At 63.2% G+C, this 19698-nt stretch carries 16 protein-coding genes; 3 read left to right on the forward strand and 13 right to left on the reverse strand.

Going from position 1 to position 19698, the window contains the following annotated elements:
* Positions 1 to 19 precede the first annotated feature (19 nt).
* Together LOY37_RS22145 and LOY37_RS22150 are read left to right on the forward strand one after the other, a co-directional pair.
* On the forward strand, positions 20 to 2032 hold the full coding sequence (locus tag LOY37_RS22145) for an ATP-binding protein (protein WP_258715731.1): 2013 nt from the start codon (positions 20 to 22) through the stop codon (positions 2030 to 2032).
* 2 nt (positions 2033 to 2034) lie between these two features.
* Complete coding sequence (locus LOY37_RS22150) at positions 2035 to 2595, forward strand: cob(I)yrinic acid a,c-diamide adenosyltransferase (protein ID WP_258715732.1); 561 nt, start codon at positions 2035 to 2037, stop codon at positions 2593 to 2595.
* Positions 2596 to 2651: 56 nt separating this feature from the next.
* On the opposite strand, the gene LOY37_RS22155 is transcribed toward LOY37_RS22150, so the two are convergent.
* The 4 genes from LOY37_RS22155 to secA form a co-directional block, all read right to left on the reverse strand.
* On the reverse strand, positions 2652 to 3596 hold the full coding sequence (locus LOY37_RS22155) for a Nudix family hydrolase (RefSeq protein WP_045197354.1): 945 nt from the start codon (positions 3594 to 3596) through the stop codon (positions 2652 to 2654).
* Entirely contained in the window at positions 3593 to 4225 is a 633-nt protein-coding gene (locus LOY37_RS22160) for a glutathione S-transferase (RefSeq protein WP_258715733.1), read from the reverse strand. Before LOY37_RS22160 ends, LOY37_RS22155 begins: the two co-directional genes overlap by 4 nt.
* 83 nt (positions 4226 to 4308) lie before the next feature.
* A complete protein-coding gene (argJ, locus tag LOY37_RS22165; RefSeq protein WP_258715734.1) occupies positions 4309 to 5526 on the reverse strand; it encodes a bifunctional glutamate N-acetyltransferase/amino-acid acetyltransferase ArgJ in 1218 nt (405 codons plus the stop codon).
* Positions 5527 to 5652: 126 nt separating this feature from the next.
* Positions 5653 to 8385, reverse strand: coding sequence for a preprotein translocase subunit SecA (secA, locus tag LOY37_RS22170; RefSeq protein WP_045197346.1), 2733 nt, complete (start codon positions 8383 to 8385; stop codon positions 5653 to 5655).
* A 283-nt stretch (positions 8386 to 8668) separates the two neighbouring features.
* On the opposite strand from secA, the gene LOY37_RS22175 reads away from it, so the two are divergent.
* Positions 8669 to 9136 carry a DUF721 domain-containing protein gene (locus LOY37_RS22175; RefSeq protein WP_258715735.1) on the forward strand — a complete coding sequence of 156 codons (468 nt, stop codon included), beginning with the start codon at positions 8669 to 8671 and terminating at the stop codon, positions 9134 to 9136.
* A 115-nt stretch (positions 9137 to 9251) separates the two neighbouring features.
* Here the strand turns inward: LOY37_RS22175 and lpxC are convergent, their stop codons facing one another.
* The 9 genes from lpxC to murD all read right to left on the reverse strand — a co-directional run bounded on the left by lpxC (position 9252) and on the right by murD (position 19698).
* Positions 9252 to 10163 (reverse strand): UDP-3-O-acyl-N-acetylglucosamine deacetylase, encoded by a 912-nt coding sequence (lpxC, locus tag LOY37_RS22180; RefSeq protein WP_028943297.1) that lies wholly within the window; start codon positions 10161 to 10163, stop codon positions 9252 to 9254.
* A gap of 112 nt (positions 10164 to 10275) precedes the next feature.
* On the reverse strand, positions 10276 to 11463 hold the full coding sequence (ftsZ, locus tag LOY37_RS22185; RefSeq protein WP_045197340.1) for a cell division protein FtsZ: 1188 nt from the start codon (positions 11461 to 11463) through the stop codon (positions 10276 to 10278).
* A 56-nt stretch (positions 11464 to 11519) separates the two neighbouring features.
* Complete coding sequence (gene ftsA / locus LOY37_RS22190; RefSeq protein WP_010220793.1) at positions 11520 to 12779, reverse strand: cell division protein FtsA; 1260 nt, start codon at positions 12777 to 12779, stop codon at positions 11520 to 11522.
* Positions 12780 to 12794: 15 nt separating this feature from the next.
* Positions 12795 to 13664: a cell division protein FtsQ/DivIB gene (locus tag LOY37_RS22195; RefSeq protein WP_038998876.1), complete on the reverse strand. Its 870-nt coding sequence runs from the start codon at positions 13662 to 13664 to the stop codon at positions 12795 to 12797.
* Positions 13665 to 13668: 4 nt separating this feature from the next.
* Positions 13669 to 14628, reverse strand: coding sequence for a D-alanine--D-alanine ligase (locus tag LOY37_RS22200; RefSeq protein ID WP_093379827.1), 960 nt, complete (start codon positions 14626 to 14628; stop codon positions 13669 to 13671).
* Positions 14625 to 16079: a UDP-N-acetylmuramate--L-alanine ligase gene (gene murC / locus LOY37_RS22205; protein ID WP_045197336.1), complete on the reverse strand. Its 1455-nt coding sequence runs from the start codon at positions 16077 to 16079 to the stop codon at positions 14625 to 14627. The genes LOY37_RS22200 and murC overlap by 4 nt, the downstream gene beginning before the upstream one ends.
* Complete coding sequence (gene murG / locus LOY37_RS22210; protein ID WP_093379822.1) at positions 16072 to 17151, reverse strand: undecaprenyldiphospho-muramoylpentapeptide beta-N-acetylglucosaminyltransferase; 1080 nt, start codon at positions 17149 to 17151, stop codon at positions 16072 to 16074. The genes murC and murG overlap by 8 nt, the downstream gene beginning before the upstream one ends.
* Positions 17141 to 18355 (reverse strand): putative lipid II flippase FtsW, encoded by a 1215-nt coding sequence (gene ftsW, locus LOY37_RS22215; protein ID WP_045197333.1) that lies wholly within the window; start codon positions 18353 to 18355, stop codon positions 17141 to 17143. The genes murG and ftsW overlap by 11 nt, the downstream gene beginning before the upstream one ends.
* Positions 18352 to 19698: a UDP-N-acetylmuramoyl-L-alanine--D-glutamate ligase gene (murD, locus tag LOY37_RS22220; RefSeq protein ID WP_258715736.1), complete on the reverse strand. Its 1347-nt coding sequence runs from the start codon at positions 19696 to 19698 to the stop codon at positions 18352 to 18354. Before murD ends, ftsW begins: the two co-directional genes overlap by 4 nt.

The following is a 19698-nucleotide window of genomic DNA, read 5'->3' on the forward strand; positions in this document are numbered from 1 at the left end:
CCGGGACTACGCCTTTCACATGACTTTGCGCGAACGCCTGGAGAACCTGCCGGTCGGCCAGAAGTTGCTGGCCGCCCTGCTGGTGCTGCTGATCACTATCCTGCTGGTGGCCAACCTGACTTTTATCAGCGCCGCCTACTGGATTTCCCAGGAGAGCATGGCCCCGCAGGCCCTGCAGACCATTGGCCGGCTGGTGTCCAACCCGCAACTGGCGCAACAGGCCAGCGATTCGCCGGAGGCCGCCAAGGCCCTGCTCAAGGAACTCGACAGCTACACCCCGCTGCGCGCCGCCGCCCTGTACGGCAGCGACGGCAAGATGCTTGCGCAATTGCAGCACGGCGAAGCCCTGCCGTTGCCCAAGCGCTACCGCAACATCGACAACTGGCGCCTGACCGAATTTCGCAGCACGCAACTGGTGAGCCTGCCGCGCGCGGGCGGCCCGCCCGGCCATCTGCTGCTGGTGGCCAGCAGCGAGCTGCCGATGGCCTTCTACACCGGCACCCTGACCGCCAGCCTGGGCATCCTGGTGTTCAGCATCCTGCTGTGGATGATCATCGCCCGGCAGATCAAACGCCTGATCACCCAGCCGATCTACCAGCTTGAAGAACTCTCGCGCCAGGTCACCCGCGAAGAAAACTACGCCCTGCGCGCCAAGCGCGGCAACGATGACGAGATCGGCAGCCTGGCCGACGCCTTCAACACCATGCTCTCGCGCATCGAAGCCCGCGAGCAGCAGCTCAAGCGCACCCGCGACGAATTCCAGGACGCCTACGACCAGGCCCAGGGCCTGGCCGAAGAAACCCGCCACACCAACCGCAAACTGGAGCTGGAAGTCCAGGTGCGCAGCAAGATCGAGAAAAAACTCACCGGTTTTCAGAACTATCTCAACAGCATCATCGACTCCATGCCCTCGGCGCTGATCGCCCTCGATGAGCAGCTCTATGTCACCCAGTGGAACCAGGAAGCCAGCGCGCTCTCTGGAACGCCGCTAGACGAAGCGCTGAACCAGCCGATATTCCTCGCCTTCGAACCACTCAAGCCGTTTTTACCGCAGCTCAAGGAGAGCGTCGAGAAGCACCGGGTGGCGAAGATCGAGCGGGTAACCTGGACCAAGGACGACGACGCCCGCCACTATGCCCTGACCTTTTACCCACTGATGGGCGGTGGCGGCCGCGGCGTGGTGATCCGCATCGACGACATCACCCAGCGCCTGTCGCTGGAAGAGATGATGGTGCAGTCGGAGAAGATGCTCTCGGTCGGCGGCCTGGCGGCGGGCATGGCCCACGAGATCAACAACCCGCTGGGCGCCATCCTGCACAACGTGCAGAACATTCGCCGGCGGCTATCGCCGGACCTTGCCAAGAACCTCGAACAGGCCGACGAGATCGGCATCGACCTGCCGACCGTCAACCGCTACCTGCAAAGCCGCGAAGTGCCGCAGTTGCTCGACGGCATCCAGCAGGCCGGCGCCCGCGCGGCAAAAATCGTTACCCACATGCTCAGCTTCAGCCGGCGCAGCAACCGCCAGTTGGCGCCTTGTGATTTGCCGGCGCTGATCGACCAGGCGGTGGAAATTGCCGGCAACGACTTTGACCTGACCATCGGCTTCGACTTCAAGGGCCAGGCCATCGTCCGCCAGTTCGACCCCAACCTGGGCCCGGTGCCGTGCACCGCCAACGAACTGGAACAGGTGTTGCTCAACCTGCTGAAAAACGCCGCCCAGGCCATTCACCTGCGCCCGGACGACAGCGAACCCGGGCGCATCACCCTGCGCACCCGGCTCAACCCGCCGTGGGCGGAGATCCAGGTCGAGGACAACGGCATCGGCATGCCCGAAGCCGTGCGCAAACGCACCTTCGAGCCGTTCTTCACCACCAAGGAAATCGGCCAGGGCACGGGCCTGGGCCTGTCGGTGTCGTATTTCATCATCACCAACAATCACAAGGGGCAGATGGAAGTGCAATCGGCACCCGGACAGGGCACCTGCTTCACCTTGCGCCTGCCACTTGCCCCCCTGAAAACGGAGTCTTGAGCATGGGTTTTCGTTTGTCGAAGATCTACACCCGCACCGGCGACAAAGGTGAAACCGGCCTGGGCGATGGCCGCCGCGTGCCCAAGGACCACCCGCGGATCGAAGCGATTGGCGAGGTCGATAGCCTCAACAGCCAGCTGGGCCTGTTGCTGGCCGGGTTGGCCGAACAGGGCCTGGATGAGCTCAGTGAAGTGCTGGCGCCGTGTCAGCACCGGTTGTTCGATCTGGGCGGGGAACTGGCGATGCCTGCTTACCAGGCGTTGAACAGTGCAGAAGTGGAACGCCTGGAGGCGGCAATCGACCGCTGGAACGAAGAGCTGGGGCCGCTGGAGAACTTCATTCTGCCCAGTGGTTCGGCGCTGATCGCCCAGGCCCACGTGTGCCGCAGCCTGGCCCGCAGTGCCGAGCGGCGCTGCCAGCAGTTGAACAGTGTCGAGCCGCTGGCCGGGGTGGGCCTGGCGTATATCAATCGGTTGTCGGATTTGCTGTTTGTCGCGGCGCGCTTGATAGCACGGCGTCAGGGAGTGGCCGAGGTGTTGTGGCAGGCTGCGGCCAAGCCTTGATGGCCTCATCGCGGGTCAAGCCCGCTCCCACAGAACAGGCTTGCCTCGCGATCAAATCAGAGCTCAGGCCAGAACGCGCGGATCCCCGCCACACCCTGAGCGCCATGCTGCCAGGCCTTTTCCTGCTCGGCAGCGCCCACGCCACCAAGCAGATAGACAGGCTTGCTGAAGCCTTCGATCAGTTGCTGCGCCTGGTCCCAGCCCAGTGGCACGGCATCCGGATGGGTCTGGGTCGCCTGCACCGGCGACAGGGTGACAAAATCCACGCCCATCTGCTCGGCCAACGCCAGTTCTTCAGCGTTATGACACGACGCCGCCAGCCAGCGCTGCCTGGGGAACGGCCGGCCTTTGCTGGCGTACTTGCGCAACTGCTCAGAGGTCAGGTGCCAACCGGCCGCCGGGAAGTCGCCGAGCCATTCCAGCGGGCCCTTGAGCATCAACTGCGCCTTGCCCGCGCACAGACCGACCGCATCCACCGCGACATCGCGGTATTTGGGGTCGTACATGTTCGGCGCACGTAGTTGTACCAGCTTGATTCCGTCGGCAATGGCCTTCTGGATGCCTCGCAACATCTGCGGGACTTCCAGCCCCTCGGGAGTAATCAGGTATTGCCCCGGCAAACGCGCGGCGGCAACGATTGGCTGGTTGGCTTCAGGGAAGTCGTAGTCCGGCAACTCCCGCGCAGTCACCCAGGCCAGCGGCTGGCCTTCGGCGCCATGGGGTTCGCCGCTAAAGCCGTTAACGTCCCAGACATCCAGCAGCACCTGCTTGTCCGGGTAATCGTGCTTGACCTTGATCAGCGGCCGCGCCGCAGTGACAACGATGCCCAGCTCTTCATGAAGCTCACGAGCCAGGGCCACTTCGACCGCTTCGCCGTCTTCGACCTTGCCACCGGGAAATTCCCACAGGCCGCCCTGGTGCTGGCTGTCAGCGCGGCGGGCAATCAGGATGCGTCCGTCGGTGCCGCGGATGACCGCGGCGGCTACATGCACACGTTTCACCCTTCACGCTCCGCCAGGCCAGCTTGTTGCCAGGCCTGGAAGGCTGGCCACTGGTAGATGGTCTCGATATAGGCCGCCGCACCTGCCGGCACTTCGACCCGGTAGGTGCGCAGGCGCACGGCAATCGGGGCAAAGAAGGCATCGGCCAGGCTCAGGCTGCCGAACAGGTAAGGGCCAGCCTCTTTGGCTGCCAGGCGGCATTCGGACCACAGCGCGACGATGCGGTCGATATCGACCTGCACGTCCAGCGGCATGCTTTCCAGCGCTTGATCGCGAGACAGGTCGAACGGCATGTTGCCACGCAGGGCGAAGAAGCCGCTGTGCATCTGCGCGCAAGCCGAACGGGCCTGGGCACGGGCAGCGACATCGGTAGGCCAGAGGTTGGCTTGAGGGTGACGCTCGGCCAGGTATTCGGCAATCGCCAGGGAGTCGGCAATCACCCCGTGCTCGCTCTTGAGCAGCGGTACCTTGGCGGTGGGCGAATGCTCGAGCAGGCGCTGGCGGGTGTCAGGCTGGTTGAGCTTGATCAGGGTTTCATCGTAAGTAGCACCGGCCAGCTCAAGAGCCAGGGCGGCGCGCAGCGACCAGGAGGAGTACAGCTTGTCGCCGATGATCAGGTGGTAGCTCATGGTTCGGCTCCATCAGGGGCTTTTCGCGGGTCAAGCCCGCTCCCACAGTGGCTTTGTGGGAGCGGGCTTGACCCGCGATGAGGTTAGGTACGGTATTCAGCGTTGATTTTCACGTACTCGTGGGACAGGTCGGTGGTCCAGATGGTTTCGCTGCACTGGCCACGGCCCAGCTCGATACGGATGGTGATTTCTTCACGGGCCATGACTGCCGAGCCCTGGGCTTCGGTGTAGCTGGCGCTGCGCCCGCCCTGGCTGGCGATGCACACATCACCCAGGTAAACGTCGATCAGGCTGACGTCCAGGTCCGGTACACCGGCCCGGCCGACCGCGGCGAGGATCCGGCCCCAGTTCGGGTCGGAGGCGAACAGTGCGGTCTTGATCAGCGGCGAGTGGGCCACGGCATAGCCGACGTCCAGGCACTCCTGATGGTTGCCGCCGCCGTTGACTTCAACAGTGACGAATTTGGTCGCACCTTCGCCGTCGCGGACGATGGCCTGGGCGACTTCCATGCACACCTCGAACACGGCTTTTTTCAGCGCTTCGAACAGCGGGCCGCTGGCTTCGCTGACTTCGGCGACATCGGCCTTGCCGGTGGCAATCAGCATGCAGCAGTCGTTGGTGGAGGTATCGCCGTCGATGGTGATGCGGTTGAACGACTTGTTGGCGCCGTCGAGGATCAGGTCCTTGAGCACCGCCGGGGCCACCTTGGCGTCGGTGGCGATGTAACCGAGCATGGTCGCCATGTTCGGGCGGATCATGCCCGCGCCTTTGCTGATGCCGGTGACGGTGATGGTCACGCCGTCATGCTGGAACTGGCGGCTGGCGCCTTTAGGCAGGGTGTCGGTGGTCATGATGCCGGTGGCGGCAGCAGCCCAGTTGTTTTCCGACAAGTCATCGATGGCTGCCTGCAGGGCGCTTTCGATCTTCTCGACCGGCAGCGGCTCGCCGATCACGCCGGTGGAGAATGGCAGCACGGCACTGGCGTCGACGCCAGTCAGCTCGGCCAGCTTGGCGCAGGTGCGCTCGGCCGCAGCCAGGCCTGGCGCGCCGGTGCCGGCGTTGGCGTTGCCGGTGTTGGTCAGCAGGTAGCGCACGGTACCCTGTACGCGCTGTTTGGCGAGGATCACCGGGGCGGCACAAAAGGCGTTCAGGGTAAACACGCCGGCGACGCTGGAGCCTTCGGCGCAGCGCATTACCACCACGTCCTTGCGCCCGGGGCGCTTAATGCCCGCAGAGGCGATGCCGAGTTCGAAACCTGGAACCGGGTGCAACGTTGGCAAAGGACCAAGACCAACAGCCATGAAAGCGCTCCTAGAAAAAAGGCACCGGGACAAGATTACCGGCGCTTGAGATGGAACAACGCCGCGACGGTCAGGACCAGTCGCGGCGCGGTGTTCAGATGTCAGCGAGGTACTACGGCGTGATGATCAGTCGATCTTGCCGTGGCACTGCTTGAACTTCTTGCCCGAACCGCACCAGCATGGCTCGTTGCGGCCCAGCTTCTGCTCGTTGCGCACAGGCGCGGCGGCCACGGCAACGTCAGCACCGTCTTCCTGCGGTTCAGCTTCAAGGCCCGGGGCCTCGGCGTGCTGGAACTGCATGCGCGCAGCCAGCTCTTCGGCTTCGCGGCGCAGACGGGCCTCTTCCTCGACCGGATCTTCGCGGCGCACCTGAACGTGCGAGAGCACGCGGATGGTGTCGCGCTTGATCGAATCGAGCAGCTCCTGGAACAGGTTGAACGACTCGCGCTTGTACTCCTGCTTCGGGTTCTTCTGCGCATAGCCGCGCAGGTGGATACCGTGGCGCAGATGGTCCATGGTCGACAGGTGGTCTTTCCACAGGTCGTCGAGCACACGCAGCAGGATCTGCTTCTCGAAGGTACGCAGGGCTTCGGCGCTGGCCTGCTCTTCCTTCTCGTTGTAGGCCGCCAGCAGCTCGGTCATGAGCTTGGCACGCAGGGTTTCTTCGTACAGATGGTCGTCTTCGTCGAGCCATTGCTGAATCGGCAGCTTGACCCCGAAATCGCTGGCCAGGGCCGCTTCCAGGCCGGCCACGTCCCACTGCTCGGGCAGCGATTGCGGCGGAATGTGCTGGGCGACGGTGACGTCGAGCACTTCCTGGCGGAAGTCGGCGATGGTGTCGCCAATGTTGTCGGCTGCCAGCAGGCTGTTACGCATGTGGTAGATGACTTTACGCTGTTCGTTGGCGACGTCGTCGAACTCGAGCAACTGCTTGCGAATGTCGAAGTTGCGGCCTTCGACCTTGCGCTGGGCTTTTTCGATGGCGTTGGTGACCATGCGGTGTTCGATGGCTTCACCGGACTGCATGCCCAGGGCCTTCATGAAGTTCTTCACCCGGTCAGAGGCGAAGATACGCATCAGGCTGTCTTCCAGCGACAGGTAGAAACGGCTCGAACCCGGGTCGCCCTGACGACCGGAACGGCCACGCAGCTGGTTGTCGATACGGCGCGATTCGTGACGCTCGGAAGCAATCACGTGCAGGCCACCGGACTCGATCACCTGCTGGTGACGCTTCTGCCAGTCGGCCTTGATCTGCGCGACCTGCTCGGCGGTCGGGCTGTCCATGGCGGCGACTTCGACTTCCCAGTTACCGCCCAGGAGGATGTCGGTACCGCGACCGGCCATGTTGGTGGCGATGGTCAGCGCACCCGGGCGACCGGCCTGGGCAATGATCTCGGCTTCTTTTTCGTGGTACTTGGCGTTCAGGACCTTGTGATCGATGCCTTCCTTCTGCAGCAGGTTGGACATGTGCTCGGAGGTTTCGATGGTCGCGGTGCCCACCAGGACCGGACGGCCCTGGGTCATGCTTTCCTTGATGTCGGCGATGATCGCCTGGTACTTCTCATCGGCGGTCAGGTACACCAGGTCGTTGAAGTCCTTACGGGCCAACGGCTTGTTCGGCGGGATCACCATCACGTTGAGGCCGTAGATCGACTGGAACTCGAACGCTTCGGTGTCGGCGGTACCGGTCATGCCCGACAGTTTGTTGTACAGGCGGAAGTAGTTCTGGAAGGTGGTCGAGGCCAGGGTCTGGCTCTCGGCCTGAATGTTCAGGTTCTCTTTCGCTTCGATCGCCTGGTGCAGACCTTCGGACAGACGACGGCCCGGCATGGTACGCCCGGTGTGTTCGTCGATCAGCAGGATCTGGCCGTCCTGGACGATGTACTCAATGTTGCGATGGAACAGCTTGTGCGCGCGCAGGCCGGCGTAGACGTGGGTCAGCAGGCCCAGGTTGTGCGCCGAGTAGAGGCTCTCGCCCTCGGCCAGCAGGCCGACCTGGGTGAGCATCTCTTCGATGAACTGGTGGCCGGCTTCGTTGAGTTCAACCTGACGGCTCTTCTCGTCGATGCTGTAGTGGCCTTCCTGGGTAACCTGGCCCTCGACTTCCTCGATGTGCTGCTTGAGGCGCGGGATCAGCTTGTTGATCTCGATGTACAGCTTGGAGCTGTCTTCGGCCTGGCCAGAGATGATCAGCGGGGTACGGGCTTCATCGATGAGGATGGAGTCGACTTCGTCGATCACGGCGAAATTCAGCTCGCGCTGGAATTTCTCTTCCATGCTGAAGGCCATGTTGTCGCGCAGGTAGTCGAAACCGAATTCGTTGTTGGTGCCGTAGGTGATGTCGGCGGCATAGGCAATGCGCTTCTCTTCCGGCGGCTGGAACGGTGTGACGACACCGACGGTCAGGCCGAGGAATTCGTACAGCGGACGCATCCAGTTGGCGTCGCGGCGGGCCAGGTAGTCGTTCACCGTGACCACGTGCACACCTTTGCCCGACAAGGCATTGAGGTACACGCCCAGGGTTGCGACCAAGGTCTTGCCTTCACCGGTACGCATTTCTGCGATCATGCCTTCGTGCAAGGTCATGCCGCCGATCAGCTGCACATCGAAGTGACGCATGCCCATGACCCGCTTGCCCGCTTCACGGGCGACCGCGAAGGCTTCAGGCAACAGCTGGTCGAGGGTCTCGCCTTTGGCCAGGCGCTCTTTGAACGCTGCGGTCTTGGCGCGCAGCTGCTCGTCCGAGAGGGCCACCATCTGCTCTTCGAAGGCATTGACGATCTGTACCGTCTTGAGCATGCGTTTGACTTCACGCTCGTTCTTGCTTCCAAAAAGTTTTTTTAACAAAGGCGCAAACATATCGGCAGGATCTTCCACACGTGGGGATGGAGGGCGGCCCCGTAAGTCGCCCGTGCAGCCCTAATGGCCGCATGCGAACGAGCATTCTACCCGGAAACGATGGTGAGGAAAGTGGCGGATTTCCACGATGCTGGCACAGCGCTTTGACGGGGCATGGTTAAAATAAGGCCTTTTTCGCCAACTTCAAGCCATTGCAACATGAAGTTTTACCCTCGCAGCGCAAACAGGGCCTGCCTGTGGCGATCTGCTAAGATGGCAGCTCTGTAACTTCAGGTGTCCCTTCATGGCTTTTCGCCCCTCGCCAGCCCGCGCTCCCGCTGTCCTTCTGCGCGAAGCCCGGCCGCTCAAAGCCCTGTTCAGCCAGGCCCAGCGCCTGGCGCAACTGCAGAAGCTGCTCGACAGCCAGCTGCAGCCGGCGGCCCGCGAACATTGCCACCTCGCTTCCTGGCGCGAGGGCACGCTGTTGTTGATCGTCACCGACGGCCACTGGGCCACCCGCCTGCGTTACCAGCAAAAACGCCTGCAACGCCAGCTGCAGACTCTGGAAGCCTTTGCCAGCCTGACGCGGATTTTGTTCAAGGTACAGCCACCGACCACCCAGAGCCGCGCGGCCGGGCACACCGCCGACCTGTCGAGCCGGGCGGCCGAAAGTATTCAGGCGACGGCTGAAGGCATCAGCGATCCGAAGCTGCGGGCGGCGCTGGAGCGGTTGGCCAGCCATGCGCGGGATAAGGATGCGGCGGACTCTTGAGGGTATTCCCAATGCGCCTGCTATCGCGGGGCAAGCCCGCTCCTACAGGGGCAACAGGCATAAAAAAGGCCACCCGAAGGTGGCCGAAAAAAACTAAAGAAGAGAGTGTTCGTACTTACACTGCCGCAACCGGACGCATGTAAGAGATCGGTGCCGTGCTGGCATCTTCGAAAGTCACCACTTCCCAGGCGTCTGTTTCCTCGATCAGCTTGCGCAGCAGCTGGTTGTTCAGCGCGTGTCCGGACTTGTAGCCCTTGAACTCGCCGATCAGGCTGTTGCCCAGCAGGTAGAGGTCGCCGATGGCGTCGAGGATCTTGTGCTTGACGAATTCGTCTTCGTAGCGAAGACCGTCTTCGTTGAGCACGCCGTCCTTGTCGACCACGATGGCGTTTTCCACACTGCCACCGAGTGCGAGGTTGTGCTTGCGCAGGTACTCGATGTCACTCATGAACCCGAAGGTACGGGCGCGGCTGACTTCCTTCACAAACGAGGTGCTGGAAAAGTCCACGCTGGCGCTTTGGGTCCGGTTGCGGAACACCGGGTGATCGAAATCGATCTCGAAACTCACCTTGAACCCGTCGAATGGCAGGAAAGTAGCGCGCTTGTCGCCGTCTTCCACTGTCACTTCGCGCAGGATGCGGATGAACTTCTTGGCTGCGTCCTGTTCTTCCAGGCCGGCAGATTGAATCAGGAATACAAAGGGCCCAGCGCTACCGTCCATGATCGGCACTTCGGACGCGGAGAGCTCGACGTAGGCGTTATCGATGCCCAGGCCAGCCATGGCCGAGAGCAAGTGCTCAACCGTGTCTACCTTGGTATCGCCGTTGACCAGTGTCGTCGACATGGTGGTCTCGCCGACGTTGGCCGCGCGGGCGGGAATTTCCACCACGGGGTCGAGGTCGGCACGGCGAAATACGATGCCGGTATCCACAGGTGCAGGTTTGAGGGTCAGGTAAACCTTTTCCCCGGAGTGCAGGCCGACACCTGTGGCACGGATAATATTCTTCAGGGTGCGTTGTTTAATCATGGCATTGGCCGCTTCAGCGCAAATTGCGAACTGGTATCAACAAAGGCTGAGGATAATACCAGACCCGGCCTTTGCTGAACACCAATCACCCTTATACCCCTGATAAATTTCATTAATCGGCCTGACGACGCAGGAATGCCGGGATGTCCAGGTAGTCCAGATCGTCTTGCGGATTAAGTTTTGCAGCCGCCGCAGCACCGGCGTGGGCCTGGTTGCGCATCACGGTCGGACGCTCCAGGTCACGGTAGTTAACCGACGACTCGTTGCGTACAGGGGCCGGAGCCGGGGTCTGCGCCGCAGCGGTCTGCATGGTGTTGTCGATAACCTTGACCGGCTTCTCGATTTTCGCACCCAGGCCAGTGGCAACCACGGTAACGTGCAGCTCGTCGCGCATGTCCGGATCGATAACGGTACCGACCTTGACCATGGCGTGATCGGATGCGAAGGCCTCGATGATGCTACCGACGTCCGAGTACTCACCCAGCGACAGGTCAGGACCTGCGGTGATGTTTACCAGGATGCCGCGAGCGCCCTGCAGGTTGACGTCTTCGAGCAGCGGGTTGCGGATGGCTGCCTCGGTCGCTTCACGTGCACGGTTAGGACCGCTGGCACAGCCGGTACCCATCATGGCCATGCCCATCTCGCTCATCACGGTACGCACGTCGGCGAAGTCGACGTTGATCATGCCCGGACGCTTGATGATGTCGGAGATACCGCGAACGGCACCGGCCAGTACGTCGTCAGCCTTGGCGAACGCCGACAGCAGGCTGGCGTCCTTGCCGAGGATGGTCAGCAGCTTCTCGTTGGGGATGGTGATCAGCGAGTCGACGCTGTCAGCCAGTGCACGGATGCCCTCGTCGGCAATCTGCATGCGCTTGCGGCCTTCGAACGGGAACGGCCGGGTCACCACGGCAACGGTGAGGATGCCCAGTTCCTTGGCCACTTCGGCGATGATTGGCGCCGCACCGGTACCGGTACCGCCGCCCATGCCGGTGGTGATGAACACCATGTTGGTGCCTTGCAGCACTTCAGCGATGCGCTCACGGTCTTCCAGCGCGGCCTGGCGGCCGACTTCCGGATTGGCCCCGGCACCCAGGCCCTTGGTCACGCCGGTACCCAGTTGCAGGATGGTGCGCGCGCCGATGTTTTTCAGCGCTTGAGCATCGGTGTTGGCGCAGATGAATTCGACGCCTTCGATGTTGCTCTTGACCATGTGATTGACGGCGTTGCCACCGCCGCCACCGACGCCGATCACTTTGATGACCGGACTTTGCGGGACGTTGTCTACGAGCTCGAACATTTTCCCTCTCCTTACAGTTCTCTAGTTTTTGCGCCTACTACTACTGCTTTGAAACTTTAAAAGTTGCCCTGGACCCAGCGTTTGAAGCGTTCGAACGCTGGAGCCTTCGGTTCATCGCCATAGCCGTTGTTGCTGCTGCTGATACCGGTCAGGGTCAAGCCGTCGGACTGCTTTTGCAGGCCGTAGGTCAAAAGGCCCACACCGGTGGAATAAATCGGGTTGCGCACCACATCGCTAAGGCCGCGAACACTGTGCGGCACGCCCAGGCGTACCGGCATGTGGAAGATTTCCTCGGCAAGTTCTACCGCGCCTTCCATTTTCGAGGTACCGCCGGTCAGGACGATGCCCGCCGGTACCAGGTCTTCGTAGCCGCTGCGACGCAGTTCGGCCTGGATCAGGGTAAAGAGCTCGTCGTAACGCGGCTCGACCACTTCGGCCAGGGCCTGGCGCGACAGTTCGCGCGGCGGACGGTCGCCGACGCTCGGCACCTTGATGGTTTCACCGGCGCCGGCCAGCTTGGCCAGGGCGCAGGCGTAACGGATCTTGATCTCTTCGGCGTATTGGGTCGGGGTACGCAGGGCCATGGCGATGTCGTTGGTCACCTGGTCGCCGGCAATCGGGATCACCGCGGTGTGACGGATCGCGCCTTCAGTGAAGATGGCGATGTCGGTGGTGCCGCCACCGATGTCGACCAGGCACACGCCAAGCTCTTTCTCGTCATCGGTCAGCACCGAGTAAGCCGAGGCCAGTTGCTCGAGGATGATGTCGTCGATTTCCAGGCCGCAGCGACGCACGCACTTTTCGATGTTCTGCGCGGCATTGACGGCGCAGGTGACCACGTGGACCTTGGCTTCCAGACGCACGCCGGACATGCCCAGTGGCTCGCGCACGCCTTCCTGGTTGTCGATCACGTAGTCCTGCGGCAGGGTGTGCAGGACCCGCTGGTCGGCCGGAATGGCCACGGCCTGGGCGGCGTCGAGCACGCGCTCAAGGTCGGCGGCGCTGACTTCACGGTCGCGGATGGCGACGATGCCGTGGGAGTTCAGGCTGCGGATGTGATTGCCGGCAACACCGACGAACGCCGAGTGGATCCGGCAGCCAGCCATCAGCTGGGCCTCTTCGACCGCACGCTGGATCGACTGCACGGTGGACTCGATATTGACCACCACGCCCTTCTTCAGCCCGCGCGATGGGTGGGTGCCGATACCGACGATTTCCAGGGTGCCGTCGGCGGCGACTTCGCCCACCAGTGCCACGACCTTGGAGGTGCCGATATCCAGCCCGACGATCATTTTGCCGCTATGCGCATTTGCCATGGGTCCTGCCTCTCTCTAATTCTTCGCAACGGCGGGTTGGGCCGTCGTCGGTGCATTCGGTTCCCGCCAGCCAACAGCCAGGCCATTGGCATAACGCAGATCGATGCGGGCGATGTTCGTGATCTGTTCTTTGAGTGTCTTGTCGTAAATGGCAATGAAGCGGCGCATCTTTTCCACCAGATGATCGCGTCCCAGCAGCAGTTCGATACCTGGCCCGGCGCTACCGGCACCGGTGGTCAGGAACCAGCTGCCGCGCTCGCGCAACTCCAGCCGGGCAATCGAAAAGCCCATCGGCCGCAACATCTGGCTCAGGACCTGATATTGCTGCATTACTTTTTGCTGCGCCCGCTGCGGCCCGAACAGCTGCGGCAGGTGCTCGTAGTTGGCCAGTTCACGCGGGGTAAAGGCCTGGCCCTGGTTATTGAGCAAGGCTTCGTCACCCCAGCGCGCGACCGGCAACTGTTCTTCCAGGCGGATCACCACTTCATCCGGCCACACCCGGCGCACTTCGGCGTGGGCGATCCAGGGCATCTGCTCCAGTTCCGCGCGCATGCTCGCCAGGTCGACGGTGAAGAAGCTCGCTGCTACGTAGGGGGCGATCCGCTGCTGCACCGCCTGCTGGCTGATGTAGCTGAGGTCGCCCTGTACGGCGATCTTGGTAATCGGCCGATCGGCGTACGGCATCAGGCGCTGGGCACCTTCGTAGGCGCCAAAACCTGCGACGACCAGCAGCACCGGCCACAGCAGGCGCTTGAACACGCTGAAGTTGGCCTTGGGAAGGCGCGCCGACAGTGGCTCCTTGGCCACCATCCGGCTGGCACCACGCGGCACCGGCTTGTTACGGCCGGGGGCGGGTTGCTGATGACGTAACATCGCGCCTTGCATGGGCTTAACCTCGCGCCGGGGCGCTTGCCGCCAGGATCGCCAGCACCAACTGCTGGAAGTCCAGGCCGGCCGCGCGTGCCGCCATCGGGACCAGGCTGTGATCAGTCATGCCTGGTGCGGTGTTGACCTCGAGCAGCCAGAAACGCCCCTGCTCGTCCTGCATCACGTCCAGGCGGCCCCAGCCGGCGATGCCGATGGCGTCGCAGGCACGGGCAGTCAGGTCGATCAGCTCTTGTTCCTTGGCCGCGTCCAGGCCGCACGGGATGCGGTACTGGGTATCGTTGGCAATGTACTTGGCGTCGTAGTCATAGAAGGTGTGCGGCGTGCCCAGGGCAATCGGCGGCAACACCTGGCCACGCAGGGTCGCGACGGTGAACTCCGGACCATGAATCCATTGTTCGACCAACACTTGCGAATCGTAGGTAGCGGCGTCCTTCCAGGCGGCGATCAATTCGTCGACACCCTGCACTTTCGCCATACCGATACTGGAACCTTCATGGGCCGGTTTGACGATCAAAGGGAAGCCCAGTTCCGCACCTGCAGAAATACAGTCGGCTTCGCTGCTCAGCACCGCGTGGCGCGGGGTCGGAATCCCCAGGCTGTGCCAGACCTGCTTGGTCCGCAGCTTGTCCATGGCCAGTGCCGAAGCGAGGATGCCGCTGCCGGTATAAGGGATGCCCAGGCACTCCAGCAAGCCCTGCATGCTGCCGTCTTCACCGCCACGGCCGTGGAGGATGATGAAGGCGCGGTCGATCTTCTCGCTCAGTAGGCGCTGCAGCAGATCGTCACCGACGTCGATGGCGACCACATCGACACCGGCGCTGGTCAGCGCCTGGATGACTGCGGCGCCGGATTTCAGCGAAACCTCGCGCTCGGCGCTCTTGCCGCCGTACAGCACGGCAACGCGGCCGAAGGCTTTCGGGTCGATGGTCGAGTGCAAAGTGGCGTATGCGTTATCAGTCATTTCGACTTCCCCTGACTGGCAACAGCACCAGCGAACAACGGACTCTTGAGTAATTGCGGGGCCAGGCCACCGATGTCACCGGCACCCTGGCACAGCAGGATGTCGCCAGCGCGCAGCAGCGGCTTGACCAGCGGCGCCAGCTCGATGCCGCGCTCGATGTAGATCGGGTCGAGCTGGCCGCGCTGGCGGATGCTGTGGCACAGCTGACGGCTGTCGGCACCGGGGATCGGCTCTTCGCCGGCCGGATAGACTTCCATCAGCAGCAGTACGTTGGCGTCGGCCAGGACCTGGACGAAATCGTCGTAGAGGTCGCGGGTGCGGCTGTAACGGTGCGGCTGGTAAACCATCACCAGGCGCCGCTCAGGCCAGCCACCGCGCACGGCCTTGATCACCGCCGCGACTTCGGTCGGGTGGTGGCCGTAGTCGTCGACCAGCATCACGCTGCCGCCCTCTACCGGCAGTTCGCCGTAGACCTGGAAGCGCCGCCCTACCCCCTGGAACCCCGAAAGGCCCTGGACAATGGCTTCATCGCTGATGCCCTCGTCGGTGGCAATGGCGATGGTCGCCAGGGCGTTGAGCACGTTGTGATTGCCCGGCATGTTGACCGACACGTCCAGCGGCTCGCGATCGCGGCGCAGCACGGTGAAGTGGGTCTGCATGCCCGACTGGCGGACATTGATCGCGCGCACGTCGGCTTCTTCGCTGAAGCCATAGGTGACCGCCGGCCGCTTGACCTGCGGGAGGATCTCGCGCACCACCGGATCGTCCAGGCACATCACCGCCAGCCCGTAGAACGGCAGGTTGTGGAGGAACTCGACGAAGGTTTTCTTCAGTTTGTTGAAGTCGCCTTCGTAGGTCGCCATATGGTCGGCGTCGATGTTGGTGACCACCGCCACCAGCGGCTGCAGGTGCAGGAAGCTGGCGTCGCTTTCATCGGCTTCGGCGATCAGGTAGCGGCTGGTGCCGAGCTGGGCATTGGTGCCGGCTGCATTGAGGCGGCCACCGATGACGAAGGTCGGGTCCAGGCCACCGGCGGCGAACACCGAGGCCAGCAGGCTGGTGGTGGTGGTCTTGCCATGGGTACCGGCAACGGCGATGCCGTGGCGGTAGCGCATCAGCTCGGCGAGCATCTCGGCCCGCGGCACCACCGGAATGCGCCGCTCAAGGGCGGTGGCGACTTCCGGGTTGGCGGTGTTGATGGCGCTCGAGACCACCAGCACATCGGCGCTGGCGGCGTTCTCGGCACGGTGACCGATGAAGATCTGCGCACCGAAGGATTCCAGACGCTCGGTGACCGGCGAGGTCTTGAGGTCGGAGCCCGACACCTGGTAACCCAGGTTCAGCAGCACTTCGGCAATACCGCACATGCCCACGCCGCCGATACCGACGAAGTGGATGCGACGGATACGGCGCATTTCCGGTTGTGGCATGGCTTTTTGATTCTCAACCATGGGCCACCTCCAGACAGATATCGACCACGGTGCGGGTGGCAGCGGGCTTGGCCAGTCGCCGGGCAGTGGCGGCCATGGTGGTGAGTTTTTCCGGTTGCATCAGCACCTCGTTCAGGCGTTCAGCGAGTTGCGCTGCGCCAGTTGTCGCTTGTGGCATCAGGAAGGCAGCGCCTTCACGGGCCAGATAATGGGCGTTGTGGGTCTGGTGGTCGTCGATGGCATGGGGCAAGGGCACCAGCATCGAGGGCAAGCCGGCCGCAGCCAGCTCGCTGACAGTCAGCGCACCCGCGCGGCAGACCACCAGATCAGCCCAGCCATAGGCATGGGCCATGTCCTTGATGAACGGCTCTACCTGAGCCTCGACACCCGCCTGGCGATAACGCTCGGCGGTAATCTGGTCGTGCTGCTTGCCAGCCTGGTGGAACACCTCGGGACGAATCTCCTGAGGCACCTGGGCCAGGGCCTGGGGCAGCAGCTTGTTCAGCGGTTCGGCACCCAGGCTTCCGCCGAGTACCAGCAAGCGAGGCCTGCGCGCGCCCAGGGGCTCGCGCAGGGTTTCCATGAACAGTTCGCTGCGCACCGGGTTACCGGTGGTGCGCAGTTTGTCCGACGCCGCGAAGGTGTCGGGGAAAGCTTCGCAGACTCGGCCAGCCAAGGGCACCAGCAGCCGATTGGCGGTACCGGCGCGGGCGTTCTGCTCGTGAATCACCACCGGCACGCCGCAGAGCTTGGCGGCAACGCCACCGGGGCCGGTCACGTAGCCACCAAAGCCGACCACGCAGACCGGCTTGAGCTGACGAATGATCCGCCGCGCCTGGAGCACGGCCTTGACCAGGGTGAACGGCGCCTTGAGCAACGACAGCTTGCTCTTGCCGCGCAGGCCGGTGACCTGGATCAGGTGCAATTGCAGACCTGCCTGGGGCACCAGCTCGTTCTCGATACCGCGGGGGGTGCCCAGCCAGTGCACGCTGAAGCCGCGTGCCTGGAATTCACGGGCGCAGGCCAGCGCCGGGAACACGTGGCCCCCGGTGCCACCAGCCATGATCAATACGTTCTTGCCGTTAGCGGCCATGATTCGGCTCCTCGGCAAAATCGCTTTCATCGAATTCGTGTTCTTCACTGCCCAGGTGCGTGCGGCTCTCCCACTCGATCCGTAGCAGCAAACCGACGCAGGCGCAGCAGATCACCAGCGAGCTACCGCCGTAACTGAGGAACGGCAGGGTCAGGCCCTTGGTCGGCAGCAGGCCGACGTTCACGCCGATGTTGATCAGGAACTGACCAATCCACAGGAAGGCCAGGCCGAAAGCCATGTAGGCGGCAAAGAACTGCTTGGCTTTTTCAGCCCACAGGCCGATGTACAGCGCGCGCACAGTGACGAACACAAACAGCGCCACGGTGACCAGCGAGCCGACCACGCCCAGTTCTTCGGCAAGCACCGAGAAGACGAAGTCGGTGTGCGCTTCGGGCAGGTAGAACTGCTTCTGCACGCTGTTGCCCAGGCCGACACCCAGCCACTCGCCGCGACCGAAGGCGATCAGCGCCTGGGTCAGCTGGTAGCCGGAGCCGAACTGATCCGACCAGGGGTCGGTAAAGGTGATCAAACGTGCCATCCGGTAGGGTTGGGCCTGGACCAGGATGAACACCGCCGCCACCGCCAGCACCACCATCAAGCTGAAACGGAACAGACCGACGCCACCAAGGAACAGCATCGCTGCCGCCGCGCCCATCATGACCACCGTGGCACCGAAGTCCGGCTCCATCAGCAGCAGGCCGGCCATTGGCAACAGCACGATGAACGGCTTGAAGAAGCCCATCCAGCTTTCGCGCACTTCCTGCTGGCGACGCACCAGGTAACCGGCCAGGTAAATGACCACGAAGACCTTGGCGATTTCCGAGGGCTGGACGTTGAAGAAGCTGAAGCCGATCCAGCGCATCGAGCCGTTCACTTCGCGGCCGATGCCCGGCACCAGTACCAGCACCAGCAGGCCGAAGGCGCCGACCAGCATGGTGAAGCCCATCTTCTGCCAGGTGGCGATCGGCACCATCATGGTGACGATGCAGGCAAAGACGCCGATGGCCACGTACACCAGGTGGCGAAACATGTGATACAGCGGGTTGCCCGACTGCGCCGCGGCGACTTCCGAGGACGCCGAGGTGATCATCACCAGGCCGAGGCCGAGCAGCGCCAGGCAACCGGCGAGCATGGCGAAATCGAGGTCGATGCCGCGACCGCTGATCAGCGGCGATGGATAAGGCTTGATGATGCCGAAGATCATGCCAGCCCTCCTGCGGCCTGGGCGAACAGGCGCCCACGCTCTTCGAAGTTTTTGAACATGTCCAGGCTCGCGCAGGCCGGCGACAACAGCACGGCATCGCCAGGCTGGGCCAGTTCGGCGCATTGCTGCACGGCTTCATCGAGGGTGTTCACCCGGATCTGCGGCACGTCGTCGCCCAGGGCTTGCGCCAGGCGCTCGGCATCGCGGCCAAGCAGCACAACGGCGCGGCAGTTGGCTGCAACCGGTGCGCGCAGGGCGCTGAAGTCGGCACCTTTGCCATCGCCGCCGGCGACCAGCACCAGCTTGCCGTCGATATCGGCGCCCAGGCCTTCGATCGCCGCCAGGGCGGCACCGACGTTGGTCGCCTTGGAGTCGTCATACCAGTTCACGCCGTTGCGCTCGCGGATCCACTGGCAACGGTGGGCAAGGCCTGCGAAGGTGCGCAGGCTGGAGAGCATGGTGTCCATCGGCAAACCGACCGCATGGCCCAGGGCCAGGGCCGCCAGGGCGTTGGACTGGTTGTGGGCGCCGCGAATCTTCAGCTCGCGCACCGGCATCAGATTCTGGAATTCGAACGCCAGGTACTTCTCGCCGCTCTCTTCGCGCAGACCGAAGGCTTTGAAGTCGGGGGCGTTCAGACCAAAGGTCCATACCGGTTGGCCTTCAGACAACAGAGGCCGGCTCAGGGCATCCTGGCGGTTGACCACCACCTGGCGCGCACCACGGAAGATCCGGTGCTTGGCCAGATGATAGGCCGGCAGGCCGCTGTAGCGGTCCATGTGGTCTTCGCTGACGTTGAGCACGGTGGCCACTTCGGCGTTGAGCTGGTCGGTGGTCTCCAACTGAAAGCTCGACAGCTCCATCACGTACAGCTCGACGTCGTCGCTGAGCAAATCCAGCGCCGGGGTACCGAGGTTGCCGCCGACCGCCACACGTTTGCCTGCCGCGGCGGCCATTTCGCCAACCAGGGTGGTGACGGTGCTTTTGGCGTTGGAGCCGCTGATGGCAATGATCGGCGCCTTGGCGTTGCGGGCGAACAGTTCGATATCGCCCGACAGCTTCACGCCACGGGCAGCGGCCTGTTGCAGGGCCGGGGTGGCCAGGGCCAGGCCGGGGCTGACATACAGCTCGTCGGCGCGGCAGAGAAACTCGACGTCCAGCTCGCCACAGCGCACTTCCACCTGCGGGAAATCACGGCGCAGGGTGTCCAGTTCCGGCGGGTTGTCACGGGTGTCGGCAACCGCAAAGGCAATGCCCCGGTTCGCCAGGAAGCGAACCAGGGACATGCCGCTCTTGCCGAGGCCGACAACGATGCGGAAGTGGTCAGAAGCGATCAAGGACAC

Source organism: Pseudomonas sp. B21-012 (assembly GCF_024749305.1).
Lineage (GTDB): Bacteria > Pseudomonadota > Gammaproteobacteria > Pseudomonadales > Pseudomonadaceae > Aquipseudomonas.